Source organism: Sphingobacterium sp. JUb56, from assembly GCF_014191365.1.
Lineage (GTDB): Bacteria > Bacteroidota > Bacteroidia > Sphingobacteriales > Sphingobacteriaceae > Sphingobacterium > Sphingobacterium anhuiense.
Genome location: NZ_JACHWL010000001.1, coordinates 1,007,290 through 1,034,142 on the forward strand (window position 1 = coordinate 1,007,290; position 26,853 = coordinate 1,034,142).

The window sequence follows — 26,853 nt, forward strand, 5'->3', positions numbered from 1 at the left end:
ATTGACTTATAATATTATATAGATTTACAATATTATTGTACTACAATATTGCTTAAATACTGTATAGTTACCAATTAGATATCCGTATGTACATCTTATGGGTATATAATCTGATTTATAAATCTTTATCCTTTATTAAGGAAGAATGCATTACGCAGTTAACTGTTTTCGATGTGGAATCTGAAATTATGTTTGATAAAAAAATACAAAGATCAGGAGTTGGTTTCATTTTTGAAAGTAAGTGGGGGAGTCAACGATTACTCTCAATTTATGAAAAATTCTGAAAGGGTTTTTTCTTTCAGCTCTGGATTCGGAGTGTTAAAATGAAAGTGGAGAACTCGAGTGCTTATTTTCTGATGGATACGCGATATAAGGTCAGCTATAAAAGGAATCTGAAGGTATATGGATGAAGACCAAAATTTATGTAACTCCGAAAAAAAACAAAATCGTACATATGACCAATACAACCATTAAGGCCGTAGGCCTGCTTTTCAGCAGTACATTTCTATACGGCTGTTTACATGCACAAAATTACACATTAAGCTCACCACAATCGATTTTAGATGAAAAAGAAATTGCAGCAGGAGTACTCAGACTAAATGTAGAGATCTTAAAAGATGATATTCGTTATGCTGTTGAATACAAAGGTCAGCCAGCTATTTTGGCTTCTCCCTTAGGTATGGTGGTAGATAACCAAAACATAGCGAGCGATGTTACCATATTAAATGTTAAAGATACGCAACATGACGAAACTTATAAGAGTCGTGGCAATCACGAATTCAATCGCGATCATTATATCGGTAAGACTTTCGAGCTGAAGCATAATCCAACCGGTCAGGTTTTCTATTTAGATACCCGCGTTTACCCAAACGGTATAGCGATCAGATACCGCCTTGAAGCAAAAGAATCCCGTGCTATCTATGATGACAAAACAACCTTCCAATTTCCACAGGGTACCAAAGTATGGTATTCCAGCGGACCCTTTCAGTATGATTGGTTGCAACAGTATCAGCACCGTGATCTAGCAAAGATCGAAGGTGAGCTATTGGCACCGCCACCTACTTTCTTATTACCCAATGGCGTTTATGCCTCCATTACAGAGAGTAATCTGTTCAATTTTCATGGGGCTGTCCTGTTCGGAACAAAAGCCAATCAAGTCAAGTTTGGTTTTGTGGAAAACAAAGGACATGTGGTTACTGGAGCTAAGATCGGACTACCGTCCAGTCAATACTGGCATGAGAAAGTGACCGGACTTCCCTGGATCGCAAAACCAAATACCGATTCGAATGAAATCGTATCTCCATGGCGTGTGCTGACCATCAGTTCGGATCTGAACGGCCTAGTTAATAATGATATGGTCAGCAATGTTGCCGATAAACCAGATCCAAAGCTTTTTCCTAAAGGCATGGAGACCGAGTGGATCCATCCAAGCCGTTCCATTTTCACCTGGTTACGGGAAGGGGGAGAGGAACGGCTAAGTGTGGAGACTCATAAAAAATATATTGACGATTCCCCTGCTTTGAATATTAAATCGCTGGTTATAGACGATGGATGGGAAAAATGGGGATCAGAGAAAGGAAGCACTAAAAACAAATGGCAGCTGTTGCAGGAAGTCACAGACTATGCTACAGCAAAAGGAATAGATATCTGGGTGTGGAGACCCGTAGCACCGCGTTATGGCAATGGTAGTGACATCGGCCTAAATTTACCCTCAGAACGTCGTGCATTTATGAGGAAATGTGCAGAAATAGGGGTCAAAGGCCTAAAGATTGATTTTTTCCACACGGAAAATGAATACACCGTTAACCTAATGGAAGACATCTTGAAAGATGCAGCAAAAGAAAAACTGATGGTCATTTTCCACGGCGTGAATAAACCGACTGGAGATTCGAGAACCTATCCCAATCTTCTAGCAAAAGAAGCAGTAAGGGGTTTAGAAACCGTTGGCGGAGAAAATTCATGGGCTCCAGGACCACCGTGGCCATATCACAATACCGTTATTCCTTTTACACGTTGGTTAGCAGGGCCTGCAGATTATACCCTGCTCAATTTTAGAGCCTTTTGGCCAGGAGGAACGAGCTATGCGCATCAGCTGGCTTCCATGTATATCATGACTTCACCATTTTTGATGTTTGCAGCAGATATTGAAGATCTGCAATCTTCTCCAGCGCGGAGTTTTATTGAAAGTGTTCCTGTGGAGTGGGACAAAACAATTGTTTTGCCGCAGAGTACTATTGGAGAATTAGCGGCATTTGCAAGAAGAAAAGATGATCTCTGGTACCTCAGCGTGCTACATGGTGAGGGAGTCAGATCAGAAACTTTTTCACTTGACTTTTTGCCCAAAGGCAAATACAAAATGGAACTCATTCAGGATAATACAGATGATGCCAAGAAAATCATAATCAAAACATCAGTGGTGACATCTAAAAGTAACATTAAATACGATTTTATATCGGGGGGTGGTTTAGTCGCCCGTTTTATCCGTCAATAAATTTAAATAAAGCGTCCGTTATATAACGGACGCTTTATTTTGTGCAAAAACAAATTGATTTACCTGTCTTAATAACTTTCGTAAGAAAGAAAATATTACCCGAAAGGTGATAGATTAAAAAATGATAATCCGTTTTAAAATATAGCCGATTGAAGCCACATGTATGCACTTTCAAAGCACCATTTCCAGTTTCATGTTAGCATTTAATTTTGAAAGTTTTTGTGTTGCCTGATAACTTTCCTGAAAAGTATGCCTTTCATGGCAGGATTAATTTTGCAAATCTGAAGTATAAACCACTAATTCCAAATCTTTGTTAAAGGTAATAAAAGAAAAATCTGTGCTTATATTATTACTGTTATAACGGATGATTTCGGCCGACTCGAAGTCACTTAATGCTAACGCATAACTTGGATCTTTTTGTACCATTAATACATTCTTGTAAAACAATACATAACCCAAAAGGGGTAAGTGCGTGTTCATTTGACTGTTCAGATAGTTAGTGTAGAAAACGATTGAGCTTTCGTCACTAAAATCTACTTCAAAATCCACACGTTGCTTAGTAACCAAAATGCCTTCATTTCCGTGAACCGGAACTACAGCAATCGGTTCTGGATTGCCAGTTAGCATCGCCCAATCTGGAAGTGCATAAACAAATTTGTCGCTGTAATCAGCTTCTATTTTTTGTTTAGCGAAAGCGATTCCCTTTTGGATGATCGTGGGATCAATGTCATTAAATCTATTCATATCATAGTGCTATTTGTCTAAAAATAGTATTCTTTCTGATTTTCACTTTCTTTTTGCGTTACTTTGTGCAGCTGCAGGTCTTGCTGTTAACACAATCGTAATGAAAGTATTTTTTATCATCTACTTAAGTTTGGATAGGAAAATCAGAGATGTTTTCTACAAAATTACAGAGAATGGCTCACCTAGATTACCCCTCGAATCAGGGATATTGCAAAGAAATGTAGGAGGCTTAACTTAGCGCAAAGTTCTTCCTCTAATTTCAGCTCATGAAGTAAAATATTTTTTAGAGATACTTACAGAAAGAAATCAATTGGTTGCGTAAATGTTTCGGCTTTATTTATAAAGAGCCCCGAAGGGCTCTATCATTTCATCAAGAAGAATTATTTATGATAAAGTAATTAACTGCTGTTAATTTTACAGCTTGCAGAAGTTGGAGTATTACGTTGTATTTTACTTTATCAATTCTTTTAACTTTTCCTTTGCATTCGTGTTTTCCGTGTTTAATGCTAAACTTTTTTTATAATTTTCAATAGCTTTTTTAAGATTACCGTCCATCATATAAGCTTCTCCTAAAGAATCGTAAGCTTCATACGATTTCGGAAAAGATAAAATTTCGAGTGTGAATACGTCTATTGCTTTTTTATATAAACCTCTTTTAATCATCTCGTACCCTTTGGCATTCAGGTCGGCTTCAGATAGTTCAAATCTTGATTCTTTTATAAGAATTGCAGCTTTATCAAGACCCTTATCCAAACAAGTGTTGATCACTTTTTTGGTGTAAAAATAAGTATCTAGCTTTGGTGTTGAACCTGCAATTGTTTTTTCAATAAAAAAACGAGCATCTAAAAATCCTTGATCCAGGTCTTTATTCGTAAGTAGAATTACAGTATAATTTTGTTTGTTAAATATCCGCCATTCAGCACCAACACCAAAATGTCCGCCACTGTGGCCGTATATTCCAGATCCTTTTGCTCCTGCAAACTGCATTCCGTATCCATACCAACCATTTTCAGGTTCCTTTTTCATAAAATCTGTATACTTAGCATTTAAGAGCTTATTATTTTTAAATGCCAATGCAAATTTATACAGATCATTTATGGTGGTATAGCCTCCTCCCGCAGAACTACCCTTGACAGCACTCATAAAAAATGTTTTTTGTAATTGGTTTGGATAAACATCCGAGAGTGTATAGTTTTCTGCTTCATTTTCTATAATATGGTCAATATCAAAATTGCCCGTATTTTGCATGTTTGCTTTAGCGAAAATATGCTTTTTAATATAATCTTCATAAGGCATTTTACTCACAGTTTCTATAATTCTACCGAGCACAATATAGTTTGTATTCCTGTAAGAGAATTGCTCATTCGGCTTAAATTCCAACGGTTCATTTTCATATAAGTCGCTAAGGCTTTCTATTGTTCTAAATTTTACTTTAGAAGAATTCAAAAACTTATCCGAATAAAAATAATCAGCCAGTCCACTTCTGTGCATGAGTAATAATCTAATTGTGATGGAATCTCGTGCTACCTTATTTGGATAATTTGAGAGAAATTTTCCAATAGGATCATCTAAGGATAATTTTCCAGCTTGGATTAATTGGAATATAGCAACTGCTGTGAATGATTTCCCTATGGAAGCATAAGAAAACTTTGTGTCCGTATTATTTTTGACTTTGTGTCCCAAATGAGCAAACCCATAAGATTTCTGCAATAAAACATGATCATCTTTCGCTATTAAAACAGCACCGCTAAAACCGTCTAAAGAATCCAGATAGCTAACAATCTCCCTTGCTATAGTGTCTTGCGAAAAAGCGGTTTTATTATTCGTACAAGAAAATATAATGGTGACAACTAATAGTTGGATACATTTTTTCATTTCATAGATGTTTTACAGTTTTGGGTAATTTTGTTTAATATTTCAAATAATTGTTTTAATTCTTGTTCTGACAATGAGTTTAATGCAATCTCTCTATTTTTCTTTATAACAGGATTTAGTTTTTCAATGATTTCTTTACCACTAGGTGTGATTTTTAACTCCGATTTTCGTTTGTCAGCATCGTCAATAGTCTTTGTTAGATAGTTTTTGTTTATCATCAACTTAATTATTCGGGTCATTGATGCATAATCCTTAAAAACTAAATCGGCAATTTCAGATTGACTTTTATCCTCTCTGTCAATGATAATTAGAATCAAAGCTTGGTCCACAGTAATTGTTGGAACTATACTAGATATATTCTGTTGACATAATCTACGATAAGCTTTTATAGTTTCTTCAATGGAGTATAATACGGTGCTAGTTGGAGTTTCGAATTTCATATTTACTTGATATATCAAACAAATATAATTATTTATTTGATATATCAAGTAATTGTGGAAGATAAGATCACGTAAGTGTTAAGTATCTCTATGAATGGGGTTATTCATTATTAAACAGAGTAGATCAGATCAATGCATAGCCTCATATTATTAAGATTTTCATCTTTGAGTCTAAGTTCTTCTGTAGCTATTATTTTTTTATAGATGTCAGAGATGTGAATTTTGAATGGAAAGTATTCCAGTCCATAAACTCGTATAAGTAAGTAAAGTTTGAATGCATATGTTTAGTAGAAGCCACATCGTGAGATGTGGCTTTGTTATTATTTTTAGCCGAGTTGCACGCTAATTTTTTAGAAAGGAGTTGCTTGCAACGCAGAGCTACTCTTTTACTTCTGCAGTAGAAGTAAAAAGTATAATTAGCAACTTATTCAGGTTATTTAAAATATCAAATTCAAATGATCGAAATCTATTCGGTATGTAACCCTAATTTAACAAAAGCTGTGCAAGATCAAGTATGGAGAAATGTAGTATATTTGAGTGTTACATCCAATTATAAAATCAATGCCTAAGACAGTCATTTTTTCATTTTTAATATTTTTATCTATCTCAGTGAATGGACAAGATTTCACCCAAATTGCGGGAAAAATTATGGAAAGAGATAGCATTCCTGAAATGGCATTTGCTGTCGTTACAAAAGACAGCATTATCATTAAAAAGGTTTTAGGACATCATAAAATCTCTGAAATAGATGATAAATCGGATGCTAACTTATCAGATTATTTTCATTTAGGTTCAAATACAAAAGCTATAACAAGTTTTGTGATCGCAAAATTAGTCGAAAGCGAAAAAATTGATTGGAACACCAAATTCTTTGACCTTTTTCCAGACCTAATCGTTGGATCACACACAAATTATAAACATATAACATTAGCAGATCTGCTTGCTCATAAAGCGAATATACAGCCTTTCACAAGCGGAGCTGCATATCAAGAACTTCCAAAATTTACCGGAAATAAACAGGAAATGCGTGAAAAGTTTTCCCAATATGTATTAACGCTTCCTCCATTCGATAAAGGTAATAAATACAACTATTCAAATGCAGGATATAGTGTTGCAACTTTAATGGCTGAAAAAGTTAGTGGAAAATCTTGGGAAGAATTAATCAATATATTTCTTAGTGAAGAATTAAATATTGACGTCGCTTTCGGTTGGCCCAATAGAAACTTCGAAAATCAGCCCTTTGGACATTGGTCTGAAAATGGAAAGATTGTCTCAATTTATTCTGATAATGATTACAATTTAAAAATGGCTGAACCTGCTGGAGATTTGAGTATGAATATTGAAAACTATGCAAAATTCATCCAACTAAATTTGCTAGGTTTAGCTGGACAAGACAATTTTTTAAAATCTAGGACTTATAAATTTCTTCATACTGCAAGCGATGAATACGCATTAGGCTGGGGAAATTACACTAAAAACGATGAAGCAATTTCAGAACACGCCGGGTCGGACGGTACATTTTTTTCCTATTCACAAATTGACCGAAAAAAGCTAATAGGTTATATTGTACTAGTGAATAGTGGCGCTGAATCAGCTCAACTTGGTGTCTTCGAAATGATTAATCATCTAAAAAATAACAAAAAATGAAAATCCAAGTTGAAGTTGTCTTTTAAACAGGAAGACTATTCACAATAAAGTGGTTTAAACCAATATAATCCTTTGGTAAAAACACCACGTAATTACACTTAGCTTTAACTTGTCCGTTAGAATTGAAAGCAACAATAAGAAATAGGGGTGTTAAAGTATATAGCCATTTTAAATATTACAACTATAAGCCTATTTCATCTGTTTATAGCTTACTTAATTCCAAGACTAAACTTTCCCAGTCGAATCCAAATTCTGTAGGAATCAGTTTCCCTTCTGGTGTAAGGATGTATTTGCTTGGATATCCACGGACTTTATAATTTTGTTCTACTTTAGAATCGGACATCAGTACCGGTATTTCATAATTATTGTTCGTTAAAAAGCGTTGCACTTTTTCTTTTGTATCGCTACAGGCAATGCTCATAAAATTAATTTTGCTCATTTTATCCTGCTTTAGTTCCAGGTAATACTTGTTGAGTTTTGGCATTTCAGCAACACAAGGGCCACACCAGGTACCCCAAAAATCGACGACGGTCCATTTTCCAGCCAATTGCGCGGATGAAAATTCTTTATCCTGCATATCTTTTAGCAAAAAGGATGGTGCATCTGCAAGTTTTGAAATAATCTCTTTCTTGAAAAAATCATTGAAACTGCTCTCAGCATAATTTTCTCGATAAAAAGATGATAAGCTTTTAAAACTACTCGCCGGATTATTCAAAAACTCTTGTATATAGTTTTGAAGAGCCACATCCTTTTTACCCCCCTTACTTAATAACACCATATAATCGTCACTGTAGTTTTCTTTTGATTTTAAAAAGACGCGGTCATAAAAAGTTCCATATTCCTTTTCAGCAGAATTTTTTGGAGAATAATAGGCCGCTTTTTCCAAAAACAGGAGCGCCTGATCTTCTTGGTCTACTGGTGTCTTTTCATACGCCAGATAATATGCATAAGCTAAATGAGCTTTTTGTAGGAAACGTTTCTTATTTGCCTCGTCTTCATACAGAGCTGTAATTTTATCGATTATTATTTGCATCGTCTGTGCATCATATCTACCATGTTCAGAAAGGATTTTCTGAATCAAAAGTGCATAACGACTGGCATTTCCTTGATTCCAGTACTCATTATCCATATCGAGCACTTCATTTTGGATTTGCTTAAGGCTATCTATATTCTGATTCTGCATTGCCTTTGCCCATAAGTACATTGGTCTAGCCGCCACTCGCTCTCTCTCGCTAAATTGATTGGCAATAAGATCGAGCTTTTGCAGAGCTGAACTGTTTAGAGACATGATGTATTGACTTAGCGTTTGTTGTAGATATTCGAAGAGTTGCTTATCATTCAGGAGTGGTATGATTTCCTTAAAGTCATGGTCTGAGATATTATCGAATGAAACTTTGTTGCTCAGATGGTAAGTCCCGGCCAGTAACTTTGGAGATATGGATGATAAAGCATCATAATACTGCTTATCTCGAAAGCTTTGCAGATGTCCCAGTTTATTTTTAACGTAATCACGATTTCCTGCATATTTCGCTTCGTATAGCTCTATATACCGTTGTAATTTAATACTATCTGTTTTATCATTTGTATTTATTGCATTGCTCCAATAGCTACCTTTTACGAGCATATCATAATAATCATTTTCAATCGCAGCTGCAGTATATTTGCTCGCACGTTCTATTGAACTGGAAGAGTGGCCGTTTATCTTTTTGCCATTCGCATCTAAAAATGAATAGTTAGCTATTCGATTTTCATCTCGTACAAGGTGGGTTTTAGGATCAAAGCTGGTACTTCCTTCCGTTGTTGAAGAGCTGTCGCTTTGCGAATAGTTGACGGCAATTTCAGACTTATTCTGTTTTACCATATGGTATACTAGACCATTTTTTGTGATATCAGATTTCTTCAATGCATTTTCATCCGAAGATGATAATGCCGCAAAATAGAGAGATTGCAGCAGGTTACCGTATTCTGAAAATGTATTGGTTAAGGCATTTTCAGCAATATCATCTTTAATTTCCCATGCAGTAAGTTGCTGTCTTATCTCATCCTTCCATTTCAGCGTATCTATGCTTATTACTCCCTTATTGACTGTAAATTGCAAAGGTTTTGTCAAACCATAGATGTCGGAGATCGCGGCTGTCGAAGCCAAGAAATTTTCCCCTTTGTTCAGGTCTTCAGTAGAAAATATACGGTCTCCATTTTTACTTTCAAAACCAGTTACGCGCAATTCCATAAGATCACCTTGGCTGGCTACCTTCTTTAGTTTTATTAATGCTATATAATAGGTTTTTTCATCAGCATTTCGGTTGTAATTGCTGTTTTTTTTTACGATATAATAAACGGTTGGCTTCTTTTGTGCCACAGCCACTTGTACACACAAACTGACCACTAAGAGTAAGTACTTCATCGGTTAATTGGTTAAATTACTCTAATGTAAGAAAATTAATTGAAGTAGTTATTTACCAAGTAATTTTTAATTACTCTAGTGGCGTATGTTTTCTTTTTAGCTTATTTAATGATTTTGTTTACCTGTTTTTGGGGTCTTAGTTAGTTCTGGAATGAAAACCAGATAGTCATAACCTTTTATAATTCTTTCCAGCGTTAAATCCTCCACTTTAAGCTTCTTTTTAGAAATAGCTTGTTTCAGAGGTCTTAAATCATAGGTATACCAATTGTCATCTTTCACAACGGTTAAGAAAGGTTTATATTCGTCTAAATCAGCCAATGTTTCACCTTCACCCTTTCCGATAATCATAATATGCAATGAGTTGCGGTAATTTGCCTCTTCAATATTAGACACTAGGTTTCCAATATCAAATACTTCCATTAAACTCTCTCCTTTAGGCATGTGATTAGCACCATATTTGAATAGATTCTTTTTGTCTTTCCATTCAGGGAGTTTATCAAGAATCAAGTGTTTCAAGTATTGAATTCTTAAAGGATGAATTCGATTTAAATAAAGTTCTTTGCTTAATTTGAGTGCTTCAAGTTGCTCTTTTTCGTTTGCTGATAAATTTAGAGCGCTCAGTGCGTCCAATTTAGCCTGACAATCATCAGAGAACAAATAGAATGTGGTGTTGTGTTTTGTGTCATAGGCAGCCGAATTAGCGATCATCTGCTTATAAATTTCTATTGCTTTATTATTTTTGGATTTTTTACTCAGTTCAGAAAAGAGTAACTGGTCTGAAAATAAACTAATTTGTTCAGCTCCATATATCTTGATGTTCTGCTGAAGTATGTTTTTATACAAATCAAACTCAGCCTCACCTTGTAAAAAAGATAAAGCAGAACCGTTTTCATTGCGGAATTTGTCCAGTTCAGCAGGGGATAAGGATTTAATTTTTGTTGATATGGTATTGATTGTATAGGGATCAATTTCCATAAAATAGTTGTCGAACTTAATACTATTTACAATCGCATTTGTGAAGTAAGGGATTTCACTGGTGAAATGGTATTCGCCCAATAACACAGAATTGTTTTTGCTGATTTCACCCTGAAGGGTAGTCCATCCTTTTCCTTCGAATGCGTTGCTATTATTTTTTTTAAAAGTGGAATAGTTTTTTTGAATTAAGCTATCCATTAGTGAGGTTTGCGCATAACTGAAATTGGCAATAAAAAGGCTAAGAATAAGTAGTTTGGTTTTCTTCATATTTTTTTTAGAAAGATACAACATATTGATAAAATATATCACTACTTTTCATCGATGCATTTTTTTTTTAAAACAGGTTGATAAGATCAGGTTGTCAATCTTTTTATTAACTAAGTTTTAGTCAAAGTCAAAGTAAAGTTGAAATATCAAAACTCTTTGCTTTAGAATAAAATTAAAATTAGTTAATTTTATTGGATGGGAATAATACAACAATATCTACGGATAGACCAAAGTACTTTACTGCGTTATCTTGATAACAGTCAGTTATTGGAAGATGACCTTTTTTCTACTTCTAATTCTGAAAAAACAAACCTATTAGACATCGGTAAAAGCTGGGATGGCTTGTTTTACGTTGTTACAGGTGAACCCTTAAATAATTACAAAATAGTGCCCCCACCTTTGCAATGGCTAATATTTGGTCCCAATATACTTGACGTGGAACAGGATATGGGATATGGCCCTGCGAAATACCTTACGTCACCCCAGACTGAAGAATTATTAGAAGCTGTGAATGACATCTCTGAATCCTCTTTATCAGATCGATTTGATGCCGAAAAAATGAATGAGGAAGGTGTTTATCCTGAATTTTGGGAAGATCCTGAAGCGCTAAATTATCTGATTCAGGAATTCCGAAAATTGAAAGAATTTTTGCAATTAGCGGTAGCAGAAAATCAAGCTGTGATTACCTTCCTTTGTTAATTTTATTTTAAGGGCCAGAAGCTATATCAGCATTTTTCTCGCCGCTCCGAACATCAATAAGTACAAGATGCTGTAAAAATAATAGCAAATCGAATGGAATATCTTATTATTGTTTAACTATTTTGTCTTTTTACGAGCATTTCAACGGTCTTTTTATATTTTGGTTTAATTATAAATTGTTAAAGAAAATATGATTATAAAAAGATGTTGTTCCTGTCCTAAATCTTGCTTTCAAAAGCAAACATGAAAATCTGTACAGTGAAGAAGTATTTAGTATTAATTTTAGTGATGTTTTTCTTCGGGAAGATTAGTGCTCAGAGTGCTGTTGAAACCGCTGCAAGTGAATATCATCAGGTCGCTGAAGGCAGTGAGCAACAGCTATTGTTGGCGGGCAAATATGCGCATGCACTTTTTTTTAATGGTCAGCAAAAGGAAGCGATGGTGTTGCTGCAAAAAAATATAGCTAGAGCATCTAAAAAGCTTGATGGACAATACGCCGCACAGCTGTGTGGTATTGCCGCAATGAACAGCAAGATACTAGAAGATAATACATCCGCTAACAGATATCTCGCGCAGGCTAAAATATTTGCAAAAAAAACCAAAGAGCTGAGCATTAAAGGATATGTGTCGTATTGTGAGGGTTGGATGCATGCGAGGAATAATCAGGAGCAACAGGCGATCCGATGCTTCCAGAACGCTTTAGTGTTTTACGATCAAGCCCCTCAGACAGATATCGTTATATCTAGAAAAACTGCAATTTATAAGGAGCTATCATCGATCTATTCAAACTGGAAAACATATGACTTACAGGAAAAATACGCTAAACTTACTCTGGAAGTCGCTAAATTAAGAAATAGACCCATGGATATTTTTGACGCTTACATGTCTATGGGATATAATTATCAGGAGCAGTACATCAATCAGCCCGAAAATGAGCATCTTCGTAACCAGTCTGAAAGTTATTACCTCCAAGCTATTAAATTCTATGAAAAGAACAGCTCAACAATGGCTGTGCCCTCTGACTTATCTTTTGCCGCAATTAACCTGGCCAATCTGTATTTACAGTATTATCCGGCGTCCTATAAAACAAAATCGCTCCAGTATGCGCAACAGGGACTAGAAGTTGGACAAAAAACAGAACAATATGCCCAGGTAGCTTCGGCTTATGGAATAATGGCAGAATATAGCATGAAAGAAGGTGATACAGAAACCGCAAAAAAATACCTCCTTGCTTCATTAGCCGCGCTCATGAAAGATACTGTAATAGAAAATACGATTGCCCTTAGCTTATATCAAAAGCTCGCAGAGGTATATGAGACAGAAGGTCAGTATCATGAAGCCTATCATTACTATAAACAATATGTCAAGCTCTACGAAGAAGTTTTCAATGCAAATAAAATGGAACAGGGGCGCAGATTAGAAGCGCAGTTTGAAAAAGAGAGACAGCAACAACAGTTGATAAGACTGCGATTTGAAGCCGAAAAGAGAAAACAACAAATCTCGTTGATGCATGCGCATAATAAGGCGCAGCTGCAGGATTTGGAAAACTTAAAATTAAATGAAGAAATTCAGCGTCAGCAGATAGAAGTTATCCAGCTAGAGGCAGATAACAGAGGTAAAGAACTTAAACTTTCACGTGTTGAGATACAGCAACGGGCAGCACAACTTAAAACTTCTCAAAAAGAACTTGCATACAAATCAAAAATAAATTCAGTCTATTTTTTCCTTATCCTGACATTTATCATAGCTGCCATGTTGATCTATTATGCTTATCGCCAGCATCTCAAAACATTAAAACAGAAAGAAAGCCTACAGGTTTTGGTCTCCATGTTGGAGGGGCAGGAAACCGAACGTTCACGTATAGCCAGAGATCTTCATGATGGATTAGGCGGTATTTTGTCCGGGACAAAAATCACTTTATCCGGTCTTACGCTATTGAATGAGAATGATTCCAGTAGAAATACACTGAGTAAATCTTTAGATCAGCTCGATGTTGCTGTAGTCGAGTTGCGCCGCATTGCACATAACCTTATGCCTGAACTATTGGATAAATATGGCTTAGAGGAAGCTCTTAAAGAATATGCTGAACGCATGAGTAACGATGAGCTTGAGATTTCCAGTCAATTTGTAAAATTGGAAGCCGACCTTTCAAAAGATAAACAAATAGTCGTCTACAGAATAATCCAGGAGCTGGTAAATAATGCGGTGAAACATGCTCAGGCTTCACAGATTATAGTGCAACTGTCGCAACACAATGATCATATCCTGATCACTGTGGAAGATAATGGAAAGGGCTTTGATCCGCATCTTGCAGATGGAAAAAAATCAGCCGGAATACACAATGTACAGTCTCGCCTCGAATTTTTAAGCGGGAAGATGCATATTTATTCCCGTACCGGAAAAGGTACAAGTATAGAAATAGAGTTTCCGATAAATAATAATCCTTATTATGGTTAATATAGTAATTACTGATGATCATCCGATGATGCTGGAAGGTTTAAAAAATATTCTAGAGGCAGAACCCGATTTTAAAATTTTGGATTGCTTTACAGATGGTAAATCAACACTCGAACGGATTAAACGGATTAATCCTGATATATTATTGCTTGATATTAATCTTCCTGATACGAATAGTATAGAGTTAGTCGCCTTATTTAAGAAACGGTGCCCACACATGAAGATTGTTGCTATCAGTGTTCATAATGAATACGCTGTCATTAATAGTATGATCACACAAGGTGCGGACGGATATATCCAAAAGAATGCTTTAGGACCGGAGATTATAGCAGGTATTCGGAGCGTGTGTCAGGGAGAACTTTTTTTGTGCGCGAAGACTAAGTTAAAAATGAGTAAGAAAGACAATATTGGTCTTCAAAATGTACCTAAGCTCACGCGCAGAGAGAAGGAAATATTAATGGAAGCAATCAAGGGATCAACTACCGTTCAAATCGCCGAAACTTTATTTATCAGTCATCATACAGTTGAAAGTCATAGAAAGAATCTCATCGAAAAATTTGAGGTGAAAAGCATTGCATCTGTCATCAAACTTGCACTTGAATATGGTATTCTTCGTGACTAATGGTCAAAAAACCACTACATTCAGGGATTTGCTGAAATTTTTTCATCCTTTAAATTTGTTTATCCTTCAGAAGAGGTTTTAACAAATTATCAACACAAAAAATAAAAAGAGATGAAAAAAGTGATTTCAGGAAGTGCTGCTTTAATTATGTTCTGCACACTTTTAAGTTGTGGCCAAAAGAAAGATGCGGTTGCCTATAACAATGAACTGATGACGATTATCAACAGTGAAGAGGTACATATTAGCGAAATGAACAGCGCAATGCAGTCAAAAAAATATGATGAAGCAGAAAAAGTAGCCCTAAAATGGGACCAAGCTGTAAAAGAAGACATTAAAAAGGTTGAAAAAATTGGCGATTTCAACGGTGATGACCAGTTGCAGCAAGCCATTCTAAAAGGGTTGAAAGGCTATGGTAAAATTGTTTCAGAAGATTACCCAAAACTGATTAATATTAGAAAGAGTACTACTCAAGATCCGGTGGTAGAACAAGGATTACTGGACAATATTAATAAGGCATTTGAAGATATGGCGAATGGTGTCAATGTCGCTTCAGATAAATTTGAGAAAGATTACGCCAAAAAATAGATACACATAAGAATAAATAAAATAGCCGATGATGGAGATCACCGGCTATTTTCGTATAAGTGCGTTAAGTTTGAATGCATATGTTTATTAAGGACCACGTTATGACATGTGGCTTTTTATGTTAGTATTCAGTGAAACAGAACGAAGTGTAGATGAATATTTATAATAGTCGACTAACTGTCCTTGTTCATCTCTCTAATAATAATTGTAAAGATTATAGAAGTAATTCCATCAATAAGCATTGATTGATGAGCGTTTAGCGCAAGACTTTCTAATTATAAACAACTGCTTATCGTTATTTAGTTGAAATATGTTAATTACGAATCAACTTAACCAGCTGACTAGAATAACTTTTAGGAAAAGAGCTTATCGACCAACTTTGCGTTTTAGGTTAACATGAGGTCATCCTCAAAGATGAAGGTGATCTATTTACGAATTTCAAAGAGAAGCTGAGGGTGAAGCCGAACTGGATAAAGTATTCTTTATGCTTAAAAATTTGTCTACGTTAAAGACTTTGCCAGGGATTATGAATTCCGCAGTATTTGAACGCTTCTTTCAGTTGGCCGCAACAAATTGCAGTTATATTTTGCTCAATTATTTTGTTTTCCTAAAAACGACTCAAGCTCTGCTGCAATTCGTTTCGATTGAGTATGATGTAGATAATGAGAACCGGGTAATAAGATTAGTTTTCCCTTATCCACGCTGTTGGCTTGCTCTTGGTGCAGTTCTGTCCAGCCTTTGACAGCCGAGTTTTCGTCTGCAAATAATAAAACCGGCAAATTTTTCGGGAAAGCTAGTTTTTGTGCATCATTAAAACTATTACTCAATGATGTAGCTTCTCTGCCCAAAGTACTGTTTCCGGTCACTTTCATCGTAATCATGTGCTTTTGTTCAAAACGGTGTGCTTCTGATTCGTCTTTAGGTTTTTCGTCACCGAAAAACTTAAAAAATGCACGCATTACACCAGCTTTGGCTAAAAAATCCAAAGGTGCCGAATTATAACCCGGCCAAGGTTGTGTTGGCACACTCGTATCAATACCTACAAAAGCGGCTGCTCTACCTGGATATTTATTGATGTATGCTAAGCTATAAAGCCCAGCAATGGAATGCCCCATTAGTATAAAACGATTTAGATTTAATTGCTTCACCACTTCGTGGATTTCTTCCGCCATATTATTCAAATTGCGTTCACGATTTGTTTCACTGCTCAATCCATAACCAAAAGGTTCAATCGTGATCACTGTATATTTTTTGTCTAATTCTCTGATTAATGGTTCAAAATCCAATCTTGGGCTTGCTGTTCCAAATCCGGTGAGTAATACAATCGTGTCTGCACCGTGTCCATCTATTGTCGTATTTACCGTGCCGTCAAAAATTTTTATTTTTTGACCATAATCTTCAATTTTATCGGCTTCGCTGCTTAAATTGATTTGATGAATCACAAATGTCGCAAAGAGTAAAATAGCGATTATCACTACAATTCCGATGATTGATTTCAAGAATATTTTTGATATTCTCTTGATGAGCGAAGGACGGTTTTTATCCATTTTTTTTAATTTCGTTATGATTTTACAGGATTACAGCTTCAATATTTAATCGCGTAGATATTCTTTCTAGCTAAGTATGATAAAAGGAATCTGATGTTTATCGACGGCATCAGATTCGATTGTCAGATTGCCTTTAAAGACACTTGAGCACATATATTTGTGGATTTTGACTGCAATAGCGACAGAAGTTTTTAATTTTTGTTTCTCGATATTTCTATGCGCAAATCATCAGTCAAATGTCAACAACAAAACTGGGGTGGAATCAATATCGCCACATAATTTATATAAGGTCCCACATTGGTGCAGGAGACCTTTCTATTTTTACTGTACACTCATGTTATTCAAGAATATATTGATATTGGTTTATTAATGTTGGAACGGATGACAATAAAGGCAAAATCGCCACTTTACTCCAATTTATATTTTGGTATTTGATATAATAGAACTATTGCCCAAACCTGTAATACTGTCTGTACTATATTAATAATTCCTACAACTGGAGTTCGGGTTATAGTTAAAAGGATGAAGGGTATGTATATAATTCCAAAAATCATACATACTAATAAAATATATTTTGCACCATTACTTCCTTTGCTAATCATATAACCAATTCCAAACATGAACCCCAAAATAATAATTGCAACAAAAATGGAGAAGAATGAAAAAGGTAAGTCAGGAAATAATATCATATTTACAATCCCCAGTGTCGCTGATATGTAAATTAAGTTTGCCGCTTTTTTGTGATTTTCATGAATGATAATTTTATCTTCTTCAGACTTCTTTTCAATCATCAATGTAATTCTTTCCGTATCTTCAGGAGTAAAAATCCGACCACGTGATTTCAGAATTTCGTATGCAAATTGACTTGCTTGAGGTACAAATTTATTGCCCTCTTGAAGATAATACTCTAATTCTTGGTCAGTTTTAGCTTCTAAAACTTTTCTTTTTACACTCATTATTAGATTATTGCTATTATTTCTACCTTGTTCTATTCAATTCGTTGTTACCTTGGATTCCATCAATTGCCTCAAAAACTTCATTTTGACTTATTTCATCTGACCATCCTAAATATGTTAATTCTTTTCTCACTTCATGTTCATCTTTTCCTTTGATAATGAGATAATATGCAAATTCTGTCACTTCTTGTGGTACTCGCTTAATGAGATAATTGATTAAGAATCTTGTCAAAAATAAGAATCCAAATATGAACGTTAAAAATAGTTGAATTATCCAACTTATGATAAGTCCTATGCTTCCAATATTTAAGTCTTTTATGGTTAGTCCTTGTTGAAGTCTTATTTTCATAAATTCAAAAAAACCTATTTTTTCAAAATTGTTCTCGATTAGAATGATATAATACTCAAAAATTTGAGTACCTACAAAAATAATCAATGTGCACAAAATAAGTATATATTTTAACTTTGTTAAATTCGTGTAATTTCCAAGTTTAATACCTTGTTTTATTGAAAATGCTAAAGCAAGACCAACTAAGAATTCAAATAAAAAAATTATGTATCTACCTGTTATTGAGATCTTAGCCAATAGGAAGGCCAAAATGATAGAAATTAAAATACCGATTACAAATACAAATATAATAGTTGGCTTTTTTACATTCTTAGGCTGAGGTAGTTCTTTTGGGATAATGTAGTTGTCCCAATTTTCTATAGATTCTTGTTCTTTTTCTAATTGTTTTAAATCTTCTCGATTATAATTTTTTTCAATATCTTGAAATACGAGCATAAATAAATGCACCCTTTTTGAATTTCGGCCATTATCCCACATTTCGCTTCCTAGGGATTCGCTTTTGACCGTTATACTCCCGTAGTTATAGGAGATAATTATAGATTCTGTGTATTGTGTTATTCCTAAACTTTTTACTTTTCGTTTGGCTTCGACAGCATGTTCATCAATGTAAATGATATCCCATTCAAGTTTTTCGAAGACTTGATTCGTAATAGCAAAAAATGCTTTTTCCGAAAGACATGTTTGAAAACCTGATTCATATTTGGGTGTAAATCCAAACTTATGTTTTTTGATTATCTGTCTTTCTAATTCTTTAAGTTCTGGCGTCATTATTTTGTTTCCTTTTTAGGAATACTTAAATTGTTTAATAATATAAGGAAGTCTTCTGCTGTTTTCTTTTTTGAACTTCGTATGGCGATTAAAGATAAATATTTTTAAGAAAACAACCACTTATTTTTTAATGAATTATGTCCAGATTATGTTGTCGATTTAGATATGAATCGTCATACAACTTATTTTAAATAGAAAAGGAATAACAATAATATTTGGGAGATATTTTTACTATTAGTTGGAGCCATCTATGGCTTTGTCACTGACAAGTGAGCGACAGTAGAATAACCCCATTTCAGACTCAACCACTTCACCTGAGCATTTCCTCCATTCACCGAGTTTTTAGTTGGTTTAGTCTAATTGCCATAGGGCAGGGACGATTTACACCCTACTTTTGAATCAACAATTAGAAACAACCGCAAAGCAGGCATCAGGGTTTGAGTTGGTGGATGTGGGGCTGATGCAACTTAATGACAATAAAATATAAAGATATTATGAACACTTTAGCAAAAACATTCGCAGCAGCCTTGATTGCAGTATCAACATTTACGATAGCAGCAGGAAAACCAGTAGGAGACAACTCTAAAAAAGCGGTAGTGAATCTATCTACAGCAGATCTAGCGATTGATCATTACGTTGCGGTTATGACAGAGGGACAGTCGGCAGGAGTAGAGCAGTTGTTTACATCCGATTTTAAACAGAAAGTACAGGCATCAACAGATAAAACAAACAGCCGTTCAGAAGTGATTTTCTTCTTGAAAAAGCAAAAAGGAGAGCTGTTGAACTGTAAAACAAGTACTACGATCGTTGAGCAATCAGGTGACTATAGGATTGCAAAAGTGACGCAACAATTTGAAGGGTTTACAAAGACCGATTTAATCACCATGGTCAATGACGGTGGCAACTGGAAAGTATCTTAATCCATTAACTCGTATAAGTAAGGTTAATTCATATGTTTAGTAAAGGCCACATCGAGCGATGTGGCTTTGTTTGTTATTATCCAACAATAAAACAAAAAGATCAATACATGTTGATTTATTTTAAAATATTTAGAGCCTATTTAAATTTAATAGGCTCTAAATATCATTAGCGTAATAGTAAGGTAATCATCGTATGAAAAAGATGTTAATTTCCCCTATATGTCGAATAACCAAAAGGAGATAGGGTAATAGGTACATGGTAATGTTCATTGTCAACAAGTTCAAAAACAACTTCTATAAACGGGTAGAACGATTTATTTCCAAGAGATTTGAAGTAAGAACTGGTATGAAATGTTAACTTATAAATGCCTGTATTATCTTTTCCGTCCTGTTTTAAAAAATCTTTTATTCTACCATTACTATCAGTATTTTTTTCCTCTACCATAGTCCAACTTTGATTCTTGTTCATTTTCGACAGTGTAATTTTAACGTTGGTAGCAGGTTTACCGGTCGTGATGTCTAAAATATGACTTGAAAGTTGAAACTTAGTTTCTTGAGCTATACTAACTTGCACTATACCGATGAAGACTAGAACTATAAGAGTTATTTTTTTCATTTTGAATGATATTTAGTTATTTCTATTAAAATTGAGATTTGTATTTCTTGTGCTGAAAGAAGGTGATTTTTATCACTCCAAATGAGCCTCTAATGGTAGATCCCTATGGAACCAAAAAACTGAAAATTTAGTTTTTCGGGATAAATGGACTATCCGTTCTGTCATGCTTTACCCACACTAATTTAGACGTGTCATAACCAATTTCTTTCGCAATATTTAGGAACTTCGTTTTAACTGCTTCGGGAATCTCTTTTGTTCTTGATAAAATCCATAGATAATTTAAGTTTTTACCTGCCACCAATGCATATTTATAATCATCATCCATTGAAACAACATTATATCCCGAGTAAAAAGGGCCAAAAAAACTAACTTTTAATGCTGCAATATCTTTTTCTCCTCTAAATTTTGCCAAACCCTCGGCTTTTTTCCATTCATTCTTTCTAAAATTATATCCACTGTTTAATACCTTTACATCTCCTTTTTCGTTCAAACTGTACTGAGCCGAAACGTTGTCTAGATCTTTTTCAAAACTAAAATCAAAACGTGCTATTTCGTACCAAGTTCCCAAATATTTATTGACATCAAAATTTGCAACTGCCTTTGTGTTTTTTGGAATTGAAGCACAGGAATTAAAGAGTACAATTAATAGAGAAAAAATAAAGATTAAAGTTTTAGTATGCGTTTTCATTTTTTTAAATTTTGTAAAAAAATAAATGACCAATAGAAACTGAGTATATCCGTACACAGCATCTTCGATCGGTATTGTTAGTATGCGTATACCCAAAAAATCACCGGGGTTGTAATTTACAATAGGAGATTCTAATCCAAAGCCAGTCAGCACACCATTGACCGGAAGAAAGCCAAGCATCAAAACACTGAATACTAAGGATGCTTTGCTAATCCAATCTTCTCGGGCAATAAAATGGAGATAAATTAAGGTTATGATTGTCGCTATTGCGGTCACTAGAGTATAGATCTTATCATGATGACGCAAAGCGATCACCGAACAAACAATAATGCTGACAAAAACAATTATATTATTAAAACCTGAAAGTCTGTCTAATTTGAAAAATTTATCAAAACAGAAATATGTAAAGGCACAAGAAAACGGAATACAAATAAAGAATAACCACTCTTCGATAGGTAAACCGGCAACGACAATTCCAAGCGTATAATCGGTATTGAACCACCAAACACCTTTTGAGGTAAACCAGACATCCCAAGCAATGAAGGGAATAGCAACCACTACAGCAGCTTTAAAAAATGCTCCAAAATGTCGGTTGAAAAGAATTCGTTTATCAAAAGAAGCGATCAGACAAATGATGACTGTAAAAAATAAAATCAAAGAATACGTATATGTCATCATTTTTTATCCGGATTAAAATACATTTGAAAATATTTGAAGGGCACATATAAAAAACCAAAACATTCACCATCGTGTTTCGTAGTATGCTTATGATGTTGTTTGTGCACTCTACGGAGCGCTAGAAAATAAGCATTTTGAGTTTTGGTCATAAATTTAATCCGTTGATGGATAAATATATCATGAATAAAAAAATAGGCCATACCGTACAGCATGATACCCAATCCAATATAAAATAGATAATTGAACTCTTTGAGGGAACCAAAGTACATTAAAATTATCGTGGGTATCGCGAATATCACAAAGAAGTAATCATTTTTTTCGAGCAGACCATCATTGCTGTGATCGTGATGATCCTTATGTAAGCCCCATAAAAAGCCATGCATAATGTATTTATGGATAATCCAGGTGGCGCCTTCCATCAGTACAAAAACGATCATTGTTATTAAAAAGTTCATGCTATTATTTTAGGGTGTTAAACATTTTTTCGAGTACAGCATATCGGAAATCAAAAATATCAGCTAGTTTCTTTTTTACAAATATCCGATGTGCGATATTACCCAATATACCAAACGGCAATTCATAATCTACAGTATCTTTTATCAGTACCCCGTTGTTATTTGGGATAAATTCATGAAAATGGCTCCAATATTTATACGGACCTTTTTCTTGATAATCAGTAAAACTCCTATTAAACTCAACTTGACTGATTCTTGTTCTCCATTTTAACGGAATTTTGAACATGGGCGAAACAGTATAATCAATAATCATCCCTTCAAAAATATCTTGATGATCATCTTTAGATATTATCTTAAATCGCATATCTTCTGGGGTTATTTTCGACAGGTTAGCCGGAGAAGAAAAAAAGTGCCAAGCAGTTTTAATATCGCAATTTAATTGTTGTTCTCTATATAGTTGATGTCTCATCTTCTAGTTGTTTTAAGCGTATTTATGTTTTTTCAAAATCTCTCCACTAATCTTTTCTCTGTTTCCCATTATAATATTGTCAAAAGGGGAGACTTGAGGCATTTCAGAAAACAAGGTGAAAGCAGGAATAAGGAAATAGTTTCAATCATAAATAAGCAGTTTTATACCTCACATAGCTTTTAAATGCTACATATGCTTTTTCAGAATTAGCAATTCGCACCCTGCTATTCAATATGTCTTCGGATGATTTTCTTTTGATTTTTTTAAATAAAGAAAGATAATATTTATAAGCCAGATAAACACCAAACATAGCGGAATTCGGAAGTTTTTTTATTCCCAATAATGCTTCATTAAATTCTTCTTCAATTTCATTTTCAATCCTACTTTTCACATGATTATCAAACACCTCCATATCAATGTTTGGAAAATAAGTACGACCTAAAATGTGATAATCATCTTTTAAATCCCTTAAAAAATTAATTTTCTGAAAGGCTGAGCCCAATTTCATCGCATAAGGTTTCAATTTTTCATAGTGCTCTCTATTACCATTTGTAAAAACCTGCAGACACATTAAGCCGACTACTTCTGCTGAGCCAAAAATATATTCTTTATAGCGTTCAGAATTATAATCTATTTTGTGAAGATCCATTTCCATACTATGTAAAAATTGGCTGATTAGTTTTGTGTCAATTGAATATTGATGGACGACGTGTTGAAAAGATTGTAAAATCGGGTTGAGTGAAATTCCTTCCTCCAGCGCATTTTCTGTTTCTTCTTTTAATCTATTCAAAAGTTTCTCTTTATCGTATCCATGAAAACTATCTACAATTTCATCTGCTAACCGAACATATCCATATATGGCATAAATCGCATTGCGAATGGAAGGACTGAGCGCTAAAATGCCTAGTGAGAAACTTGTACTATATTTTTGTGTCGTGATTTTACTTACTACGAAAGAAAGTTCGTCGAATAGTTGTTTCATATAGATTATTTTTTAGCGTTAATAATTTCATTAGATACAATTTTACCAGAAATGATAGATGGAGGTACTCCAGGACCGGGAACCGTTAATTGACCGGTATAGAATAAATTTTTAATTTTTTTGTTTCTTATTTTAGGTTTTAAAACAGCAGTTTGCCCCAATGTATTTGCCAGTCCATAAGCATTACCATCATAAGCATTATAATCTGAAATAAAATCTTGCACACAATAACTTCTTTTATATTCAATCATTGTCACTAAATCACTAATGCCCAGATGATTTTCCAGTCTTTTAAGCATGGCTGCCAAATACTTTTCTCTTACAGCTTCTTCATCATTAATTCCAGTAGCTAAAGGCATCAGTAGAAATACATTCTCTTTACCGTCAGGTGCTACACCTTGGTCGGTTTTGGAAGGACAGCACACATAGAATAGCGGTTTCTCCGGCCATTTTTTATCTTCATATATACAATCAATATGTTCGTCCAGGTCATGCTCAAAGAAAAGCGTATGATGCCTAAGATTAGGAAGAGTTTGGTTAATGCCCAAATAATAGATTAAGCTCGAAGGAGCAAATACTCTATTTTTCCAGTACTCTTCAGAATAATTTCGATCCACTTTATTGAGGAGCGTCTCCGTATGATGATAATCTGAAGAAGCAACTACCGTATCAAAATCTAGTTTATTTCCATTGACAGTTAGAGAAATAACGCTTCCGTTTTCAGTATTTATGCTTTCAACAATTTTACTAAAATGAAAAATTGCACCTTGTTTTTCCGCAACATGCTTCATCGCTAATACCAATTGATAAAAACCACCTACTGGATAATGTGTCCCAAGAGCATACCCACCATAATTCATCAAACTATATAAAGCAGGAATATTTTTTGGTGAAGCACCCAGAAATATGACCGGAAATTCCATCAAAGTTCTTAGCTTTTCGTTCTTAAAATATTTGGCGACGTAGTTTCTGAAATTTGATAGCAGATCTAATTTTAAGGCACTTCGGGCTATTTTAGGAGAGATAAATTCTGCCCAGTTGTGGCAAGGCTTATTAACAAAATCCTGCATACCCACCTCATATTTAAATTTGGCAGATTTCATAAATTTTTCTAATTGCGATCCGGCACCTTCTTCGATTTTTTCAAACAAGATTTTTAATTCATCTAAATTTTCAGGTACAGCAATTTTATCATCGGCGAAGATCATTTCGAACTGTGGATTCAATGAAATTAACTCAAAAAAATCAGAAGTTTTAGATCCGAAATCAGTAAAAAAATTATCGATAATATCAGGCATCCAATACCAACTCGGTCCCATATCAAAAACATACCCTTCTTCCGTTTTAAATTGCCTGGCCCTTCCTCCGGGTTGGTCATGTTTTTCAAAAACATGAACTTCATTTCCTGCTTTTGCCAAATAGGCAGCAGCAGACAGACCCGAAAAGCCAGAACCGATAACAGCTATCTTTTTCCCCATTATTTTTTTTCTTTTAAAACGTCAGTCAATAAATATTCAGATTCGATATTTCTATCGTAGATCGGCATATGAAATTCATTGAGCTTATTCAGTAATATTATTAATTCCATTTTTTCGTTATCCGTTAAATTACCTGTCACCATCTCGCTAGCTTGTCTTATCTTTTCCATTTGCTGTTCTAAAACAGCTAAGCCTTTATCATTTATTTTTAAAAATTTACTTCTTTTATCAACGTCAGAATTTGTTTGATCTACCCAACCTTTCGTAATCAATCGGTTTATTATTTGCATGCCTACAGGTTTATCATGTACATTTCTTTTTATTAAATCCATTTTGATCATTTCTCCAAAATCTTTCAAGATAATGAGATAGATAAAATCTTCTTGAGTAGAAAATTCGGATCCAAATATGGCGGATTTCGAATAACTCTTAGCGTACCTATTTAAATGTACAATCAACGTATTGATTACACTAGCTGCACTACGTCCATTTTCTTTTCCCTCCCAATAAGGGTCAATTTGCTTATTGGAATCAATACAGTTAAGAGCAATCCAATTCTTAAAGCCTTCAATATTAGACTGGTACTTTATGTGTAAAGCGTTCTCTAGCTCAAATTGTTCTAGAAGTTTTAAAACATTTTTTACCATATCGTATTTCATATCTATATTTAAAGTATATAAATGTACTAATATTTATTTAACAAAGTATAATAGTATACTTATATTTTGTCGAAAATATTTTAAAATTCACATCTATAGCTTAATCTCACATATCGAGAAATAATCTTCATTGCTGTAACCATTAGTAAATAAGGTATGTATGGGTTTTCGACAATGTTTGTAAGGAATAGTCATATTGATTTTTAGGAGACTGTGAAAGGTTATTACATAATCTTGTTTCGTAATGAAAGTCTCCTGCTGACAAAAGGAATAAACTCTTCCAGTAAAATATTTCTCCAATTCCAAATCATTCCTTCTTCAATGAATGAAAGGTAGTTTTCTGCTTTTTGATACTCTAATAATATCTGTTTTTTAGGATAAACTTTTCTTTTAGTCATAAAAAGAAGAAAAGGTATCCAAAAATTTTTTAGATAATTTATAAGAAACTTGGTAAACTAAAGATATTGGAAGTTTCTTCTTTTAATTTCACCCACTCATAATGTATTTTTTTAGGAGTATGTAAAGAAAGAAATCGCTATTTTTAATAAATGATAGCTTATATTTTCCAAACCCAAACCTTTCAAAAAAAATATAAAAGACGGTGCAATGATTTTTTTCTTAGATATAGAAGGAGTATTGGTTCATGCTAATCCACATCAAATAGTGGAATTGGAAGATGATAGCTTTTATAAGTTTAATCCACAAGCTATTCAGATTCTAAAATCTATCATTTACAAAACAAAGGACAAAGTCATCCTTTCCACATCACATCGTTTTAAATATAATATTCAAGAATGGAAAGTCATTTTTGAAAGGAGAGGATTGGAGATTCGAAATCTATCCATTTTAGATGATAAAAAATATTTATCAAATCATCGACATACTCGTAAAGAGGAAATTTTAAAATGGATACAATCGAATAATTTAGACTATAAAGATGTTGTCATTATAAATGATGATAAGTCACTGAATGATTTACCTACATATCTAAAAAATCGTTTAATCTTGACAAATTCTTATACAGGTTTAAATGATATAATTTTAACACAGGCTTACCTGTTAAATCGCCTATAAAATTTTAG

At 34.2% G+C, this 26,853-nt stretch carries 23 protein-coding genes; 8 read left to right on the forward strand and 15 right to left on the reverse strand.

The window, feature by feature from the left end; translation table 11 throughout:
- Window positions 1-454: 454 nt before the first annotated feature.
- Window positions 455-2,491: a glycoside hydrolase family 97 protein gene (locus FHR29_RS03855; RefSeq protein ID WP_183912434.1), complete on the forward strand. Its 2,037-nt coding sequence runs from the start codon at window positions 455-457 to the stop codon at window positions 2,489-2,491.
- Window positions 2,492-2,758: 267 nt separating this feature from the next.
- Here the strand turns inward: FHR29_RS03855 and FHR29_RS03860 are convergent, their stop codons facing one another.
- The 3 genes from FHR29_RS03860 to FHR29_RS03870 all read right to left on the reverse strand — a co-directional run bounded on the left by FHR29_RS03860 (window position 2,759) and on the right by FHR29_RS03870 (window position 5,550).
- A complete protein-coding gene (locus FHR29_RS03860) occupies window positions 2,759-3,235 on the reverse strand; it encodes a hypothetical protein (RefSeq protein ID WP_183912436.1) in 477 nt (158 codons plus the stop codon).
- Between the two features lie 450 nt (window positions 3,236-3,685).
- Window positions 3,686-5,110 carry a serine hydrolase gene (locus tag FHR29_RS03865; RefSeq protein ID WP_183912438.1) on the reverse strand — a complete coding sequence of 475 codons (1,425 nt, stop codon included), beginning with the start codon at window positions 5,108-5,110 and terminating at the stop codon, window positions 3,686-3,688.
- Window positions 5,107-5,550, reverse strand: a complete 444-nt coding sequence (locus FHR29_RS03870) for a MarR family winged helix-turn-helix transcriptional regulator (RefSeq protein ID WP_183912440.1) — start codon at window positions 5,548-5,550, stop codon at window positions 5,107-5,109. Before FHR29_RS03870 ends, FHR29_RS03865 begins: the two co-directional genes overlap by 4 nt.
- 537 nt (window positions 5,551-6,087) lie before the next feature.
- Here FHR29_RS03870 and FHR29_RS03875 point away from each other — a divergent pair.
- On the forward strand, window positions 6,088-7,197 hold the full coding sequence (locus tag FHR29_RS03875; protein ID WP_221197796.1) for a serine hydrolase: 1,110 nt from the start codon (window positions 6,088-6,090) through the stop codon (window positions 7,195-7,197).
- Window positions 7,198-7,399: 202 nt separating this feature from the next.
- On the opposite strand, the gene FHR29_RS03880 is transcribed toward FHR29_RS03875, so the two are convergent.
- Window positions 7,400-9,601, reverse strand: a complete 2,202-nt coding sequence (locus FHR29_RS03880; RefSeq protein ID WP_183912442.1) for a TlpA disulfide reductase family protein — start codon at window positions 9,599-9,601, stop codon at window positions 7,400-7,402.
- A gap of 105 nt (window positions 9,602-9,706) precedes the next feature.
- Window positions 9,707-10,843 (reverse strand): hypothetical protein, encoded by a 1,137-nt coding sequence (locus FHR29_RS03885; RefSeq protein ID WP_183912444.1) that lies wholly within the window; start codon window positions 10,841-10,843, stop codon window positions 9,707-9,709.
- Between the two features lie 195 nt (window positions 10,844-11,038).
- On the opposite strand from FHR29_RS03885, the gene FHR29_RS03890 reads away from it, so the two are divergent.
- The 4 genes from FHR29_RS03890 (at window position 11,039) to FHR29_RS03905 (ending at window position 15,206) form a co-directional block, all read left to right on the forward strand.
- Window positions 11,039-11,542 (forward strand): YfbM family protein, encoded by a 504-nt coding sequence (locus tag FHR29_RS03890; protein WP_132773622.1) that lies wholly within the window; start codon window positions 11,039-11,041, stop codon window positions 11,540-11,542.
- Window positions 11,543-11,785: 243 nt separating this feature from the next.
- Window positions 11,786-13,999 (forward strand): sensor histidine kinase, encoded by a 2,214-nt coding sequence (locus FHR29_RS03895; RefSeq protein WP_183912446.1) that lies wholly within the window; start codon window positions 11,786-11,788, stop codon window positions 13,997-13,999.
- Window positions 13,992-14,621, forward strand: a complete 630-nt coding sequence (locus FHR29_RS03900; RefSeq protein ID WP_132773625.1) for a response regulator transcription factor — start codon at window positions 13,992-13,994, stop codon at window positions 14,619-14,621. Before FHR29_RS03895 ends, FHR29_RS03900 begins: the two co-directional genes overlap by 8 nt.
- A 111-nt stretch (window positions 14,622-14,732) precedes the next feature.
- On the forward strand, window positions 14,733-15,206 hold the full coding sequence (locus tag FHR29_RS03905) for a hypothetical protein (RefSeq protein WP_132842591.1): 474 nt from the start codon (window positions 14,733-14,735) through the stop codon (window positions 15,204-15,206).
- Window positions 15,207-15,796: 590 nt separating this feature from the next.
- On the opposite strand, the gene FHR29_RS03910 is transcribed toward FHR29_RS03905, so the two are convergent.
- The 3 genes from FHR29_RS03910 to FHR29_RS03920 all read right to left on the reverse strand — a co-directional run bounded on the left by FHR29_RS03910 (window position 15,797) and on the right by FHR29_RS03920 (window position 18,826).
- Entirely contained in the window at window positions 15,797-16,753 is a 957-nt protein-coding gene (locus tag FHR29_RS03910; protein ID WP_183912448.1) for an alpha/beta fold hydrolase, read from the reverse strand.
- A gap of 407 nt (window positions 16,754-17,160) precedes the next feature.
- A complete protein-coding gene (locus FHR29_RS03915) occupies window positions 17,161-17,709 on the reverse strand; it encodes a hypothetical protein (protein ID WP_183912450.1) in 549 nt (182 codons plus the stop codon).
- A gap of 22 nt (window positions 17,710-17,731) precedes the next feature.
- Window positions 17,732-18,826, reverse strand: a complete 1,095-nt coding sequence (locus FHR29_RS03920) for a hypothetical protein (protein ID WP_183912452.1) — start codon at window positions 18,824-18,826, stop codon at window positions 17,732-17,734.
- A gap of 494 nt (window positions 18,827-19,320) precedes the next feature.
- On the opposite strand from FHR29_RS03920, the gene FHR29_RS03925 reads away from it, so the two are divergent.
- Window positions 19,321-19,746 (forward strand): nuclear transport factor 2 family protein, encoded by a 426-nt coding sequence (locus FHR29_RS03925; RefSeq protein WP_183912454.1) that lies wholly within the window; start codon window positions 19,321-19,323, stop codon window positions 19,744-19,746.
- A 205-nt stretch (window positions 19,747-19,951) separates the two neighbouring features.
- Here FHR29_RS03925 and uraH read toward each other — a convergent pair whose 3' ends face one another.
- The 7 genes from uraH to FHR29_RS03965 form a co-directional block, all read right to left on the reverse strand.
- Window positions 19,952-20,362, reverse strand: coding sequence for a hydroxyisourate hydrolase (gene uraH / locus FHR29_RS03930; RefSeq protein ID WP_132842608.1), 411 nt, complete (start codon window positions 20,360-20,362; stop codon window positions 19,952-19,954).
- A 127-nt stretch (window positions 20,363-20,489) separates the two neighbouring features.
- Window positions 20,490-21,728: a lycopene cyclase domain-containing protein gene (locus FHR29_RS26535; protein WP_260291807.1), complete on the reverse strand. Its 1,239-nt coding sequence runs from the start codon at window positions 21,726-21,728 to the stop codon at window positions 20,490-20,492.
- Window positions 21,725-22,183, reverse strand: coding sequence for a sterol desaturase family protein (locus tag FHR29_RS03945; RefSeq protein WP_183912456.1), 459 nt, complete (start codon window positions 22,181-22,183; stop codon window positions 21,725-21,727). Before FHR29_RS03945 ends, FHR29_RS26535 begins: the two co-directional genes overlap by 4 nt.
- Before the next feature lie 4 nt (window positions 22,184-22,187).
- The gene (locus tag FHR29_RS03950; protein ID WP_183912458.1) at window positions 22,188-22,652 is read right to left on the reverse strand and encodes an SRPBCC family protein; all 465 of its coding nucleotides are present in this window, start codon (window positions 22,650-22,652) and stop codon (window positions 22,188-22,190) included.
- A 145-nt stretch (window positions 22,653-22,797) separates the two neighbouring features.
- A complete protein-coding gene (locus FHR29_RS03955) occupies window positions 22,798-23,634 on the reverse strand; it encodes a phytoene/squalene synthase family protein (RefSeq protein ID WP_183912461.1) in 837 nt (278 codons plus the stop codon).
- Window positions 23,635-23,639: 5 nt separating this feature from the next.
- Complete coding sequence (locus FHR29_RS03960) at window positions 23,640-25,112, reverse strand: NAD(P)/FAD-dependent oxidoreductase (protein ID WP_183912463.1); 1,473 nt, start codon at window positions 25,110-25,112, stop codon at window positions 23,640-23,642.
- Window positions 25,112-25,771: a MarR family winged helix-turn-helix transcriptional regulator gene (locus FHR29_RS03965; RefSeq protein ID WP_183912465.1), complete on the reverse strand. Its 660-nt coding sequence runs from the start codon at window positions 25,769-25,771 to the stop codon at window positions 25,112-25,114. Before FHR29_RS03965 ends, FHR29_RS03960 begins: the two co-directional genes overlap by 1 nt.
- Before the next feature lie 606 nt (window positions 25,772-26,377).
- Here FHR29_RS03965 and FHR29_RS03970 point away from each other — a divergent pair.
- Entirely contained in the window at window positions 26,378-26,845 is a 468-nt protein-coding gene (locus FHR29_RS03970) for an HAD domain-containing protein (RefSeq protein ID WP_183912467.1), read from the forward strand.
- The last annotated feature ends 8 nt before the right edge of the window (window positions 26,846-26,853 follow it).

Bases quoted from the DNA above. Each gene is read 5' to 3' on its own strand.
- FHR29_RS03860 (WP_183912436.1), bottom strand. From the start codon at position 3,235: ATGAATAGATTTAATGACATTGATCCCACGATCATCCAAAAGGGAATC.
- FHR29_RS03925 (WP_183912454.1), top strand. From the start codon at position 19,321: ATGAACACTTTAGCAAAAACATTCGCAGCAGCCTTGATTGCAGTATCA.
- FHR29_RS03890 (WP_132773622.1), top strand. From the start codon at position 11,039: ATGGGAATAATACAACAATATCTACGGATAGACCAAAGTACTTTACTG.
- FHR29_RS03945 (WP_183912456.1), bottom strand. From the start codon at position 22,183: ATGAACTTTTTAATAACAATGATCGTTTTTGTACTGATGGAAGGCGCC.
- FHR29_RS03965 (WP_183912465.1), bottom strand. From the start codon at position 25,771: ATGAAATACGATATGGTAAAAAATGTTTTAAAACTTCTAGAACAATTT.
- FHR29_RS03905 (WP_132842591.1), top strand. From the start codon at position 14,733: ATGAAAAAAGTGATTTCAGGAAGTGCTGCTTTAATTATGTTCTGCACA.
- FHR29_RS03950 (WP_183912458.1), bottom strand. From the start codon at position 22,652: ATGAGACATCAACTATATAGAGAACAACAATTAAATTGCGATATTAAA.
- FHR29_RS26535 (WP_260291807.1), bottom strand. From the start codon at position 21,728: ATGATGACATATACGTATTCTTTGATTTTATTTTTTACAGTCATCATT.
- FHR29_RS03880 (WP_183912442.1), bottom strand. From the start codon at position 9,601: ATGAAGTACTTACTCTTAGTGGTCAGTTTGTGTGTACAAGTGGCTGTG.
- FHR29_RS03920 (WP_183912452.1), bottom strand. From the start codon at position 18,826: ATGACGCCAGAACTTAAAGAATTAGAAAGACAGATAATCAAAAAACAT.
- FHR29_RS03870 (WP_183912440.1), bottom strand. From the start codon at position 5,550: ATGAAATTCGAAACTCCAACTAGCACCGTATTATACTCCATTGAAGAA.
- FHR29_RS03970 (WP_183912467.1), top strand. From the start codon at position 26,378: ATGATTTTTTTCTTAGATATAGAAGGAGTATTGGTTCATGCTAATCCA.
- FHR29_RS03900 (WP_132773625.1), top strand. From the start codon at position 13,992: ATGGTTAATATAGTAATTACTGATGATCATCCGATGATGCTGGAAGGT.
- FHR29_RS03915 (WP_183912450.1), bottom strand. From the start codon at position 17,709: ATGAGTGTAAAAAGAAAAGTTTTAGAAGCTAAAACTGACCAAGAATTA.
- FHR29_RS03855 (WP_183912434.1), top strand. From the start codon at position 455: ATGACCAATACAACCATTAAGGCCGTAGGCCTGCTTTTCAGCAGTACA.
- FHR29_RS03895 (WP_183912446.1), top strand. From the start codon at position 11,786: ATGAAAATCTGTACAGTGAAGAAGTATTTAGTATTAATTTTAGTGATG.
- FHR29_RS03885 (WP_183912444.1), bottom strand. From the start codon at position 10,843: ATGAAGAAAACCAAACTACTTATTCTTAGCCTTTTTATTGCCAATTTC.
- FHR29_RS03865 (WP_183912438.1), bottom strand. From the start codon at position 5,110: ATGAAAAAATGTATCCAACTATTAGTTGTCACCATTATATTTTCTTGT.
- FHR29_RS03910 (WP_183912448.1), bottom strand. From the start codon at position 16,753: ATGGATAAAAACCGTCCTTCGCTCATCAAGAGAATATCAAAAATATTC.
- uraH (WP_132842608.1), bottom strand. From the start codon at position 20,362: ATGAAAAAAATAACTCTTATAGTTCTAGTCTTCATCGGTATAGTGCAA.
- FHR29_RS03955 (WP_183912461.1), bottom strand. From the start codon at position 23,634: ATGAAACAACTATTCGACGAACTTTCTTTCGTAGTAAGTAAAATCACG.
- FHR29_RS03960 (WP_183912463.1), bottom strand. From the start codon at position 25,112: ATGGGGAAAAAGATAGCTGTTATCGGTTCTGGCTTTTCGGGTCTGTCT.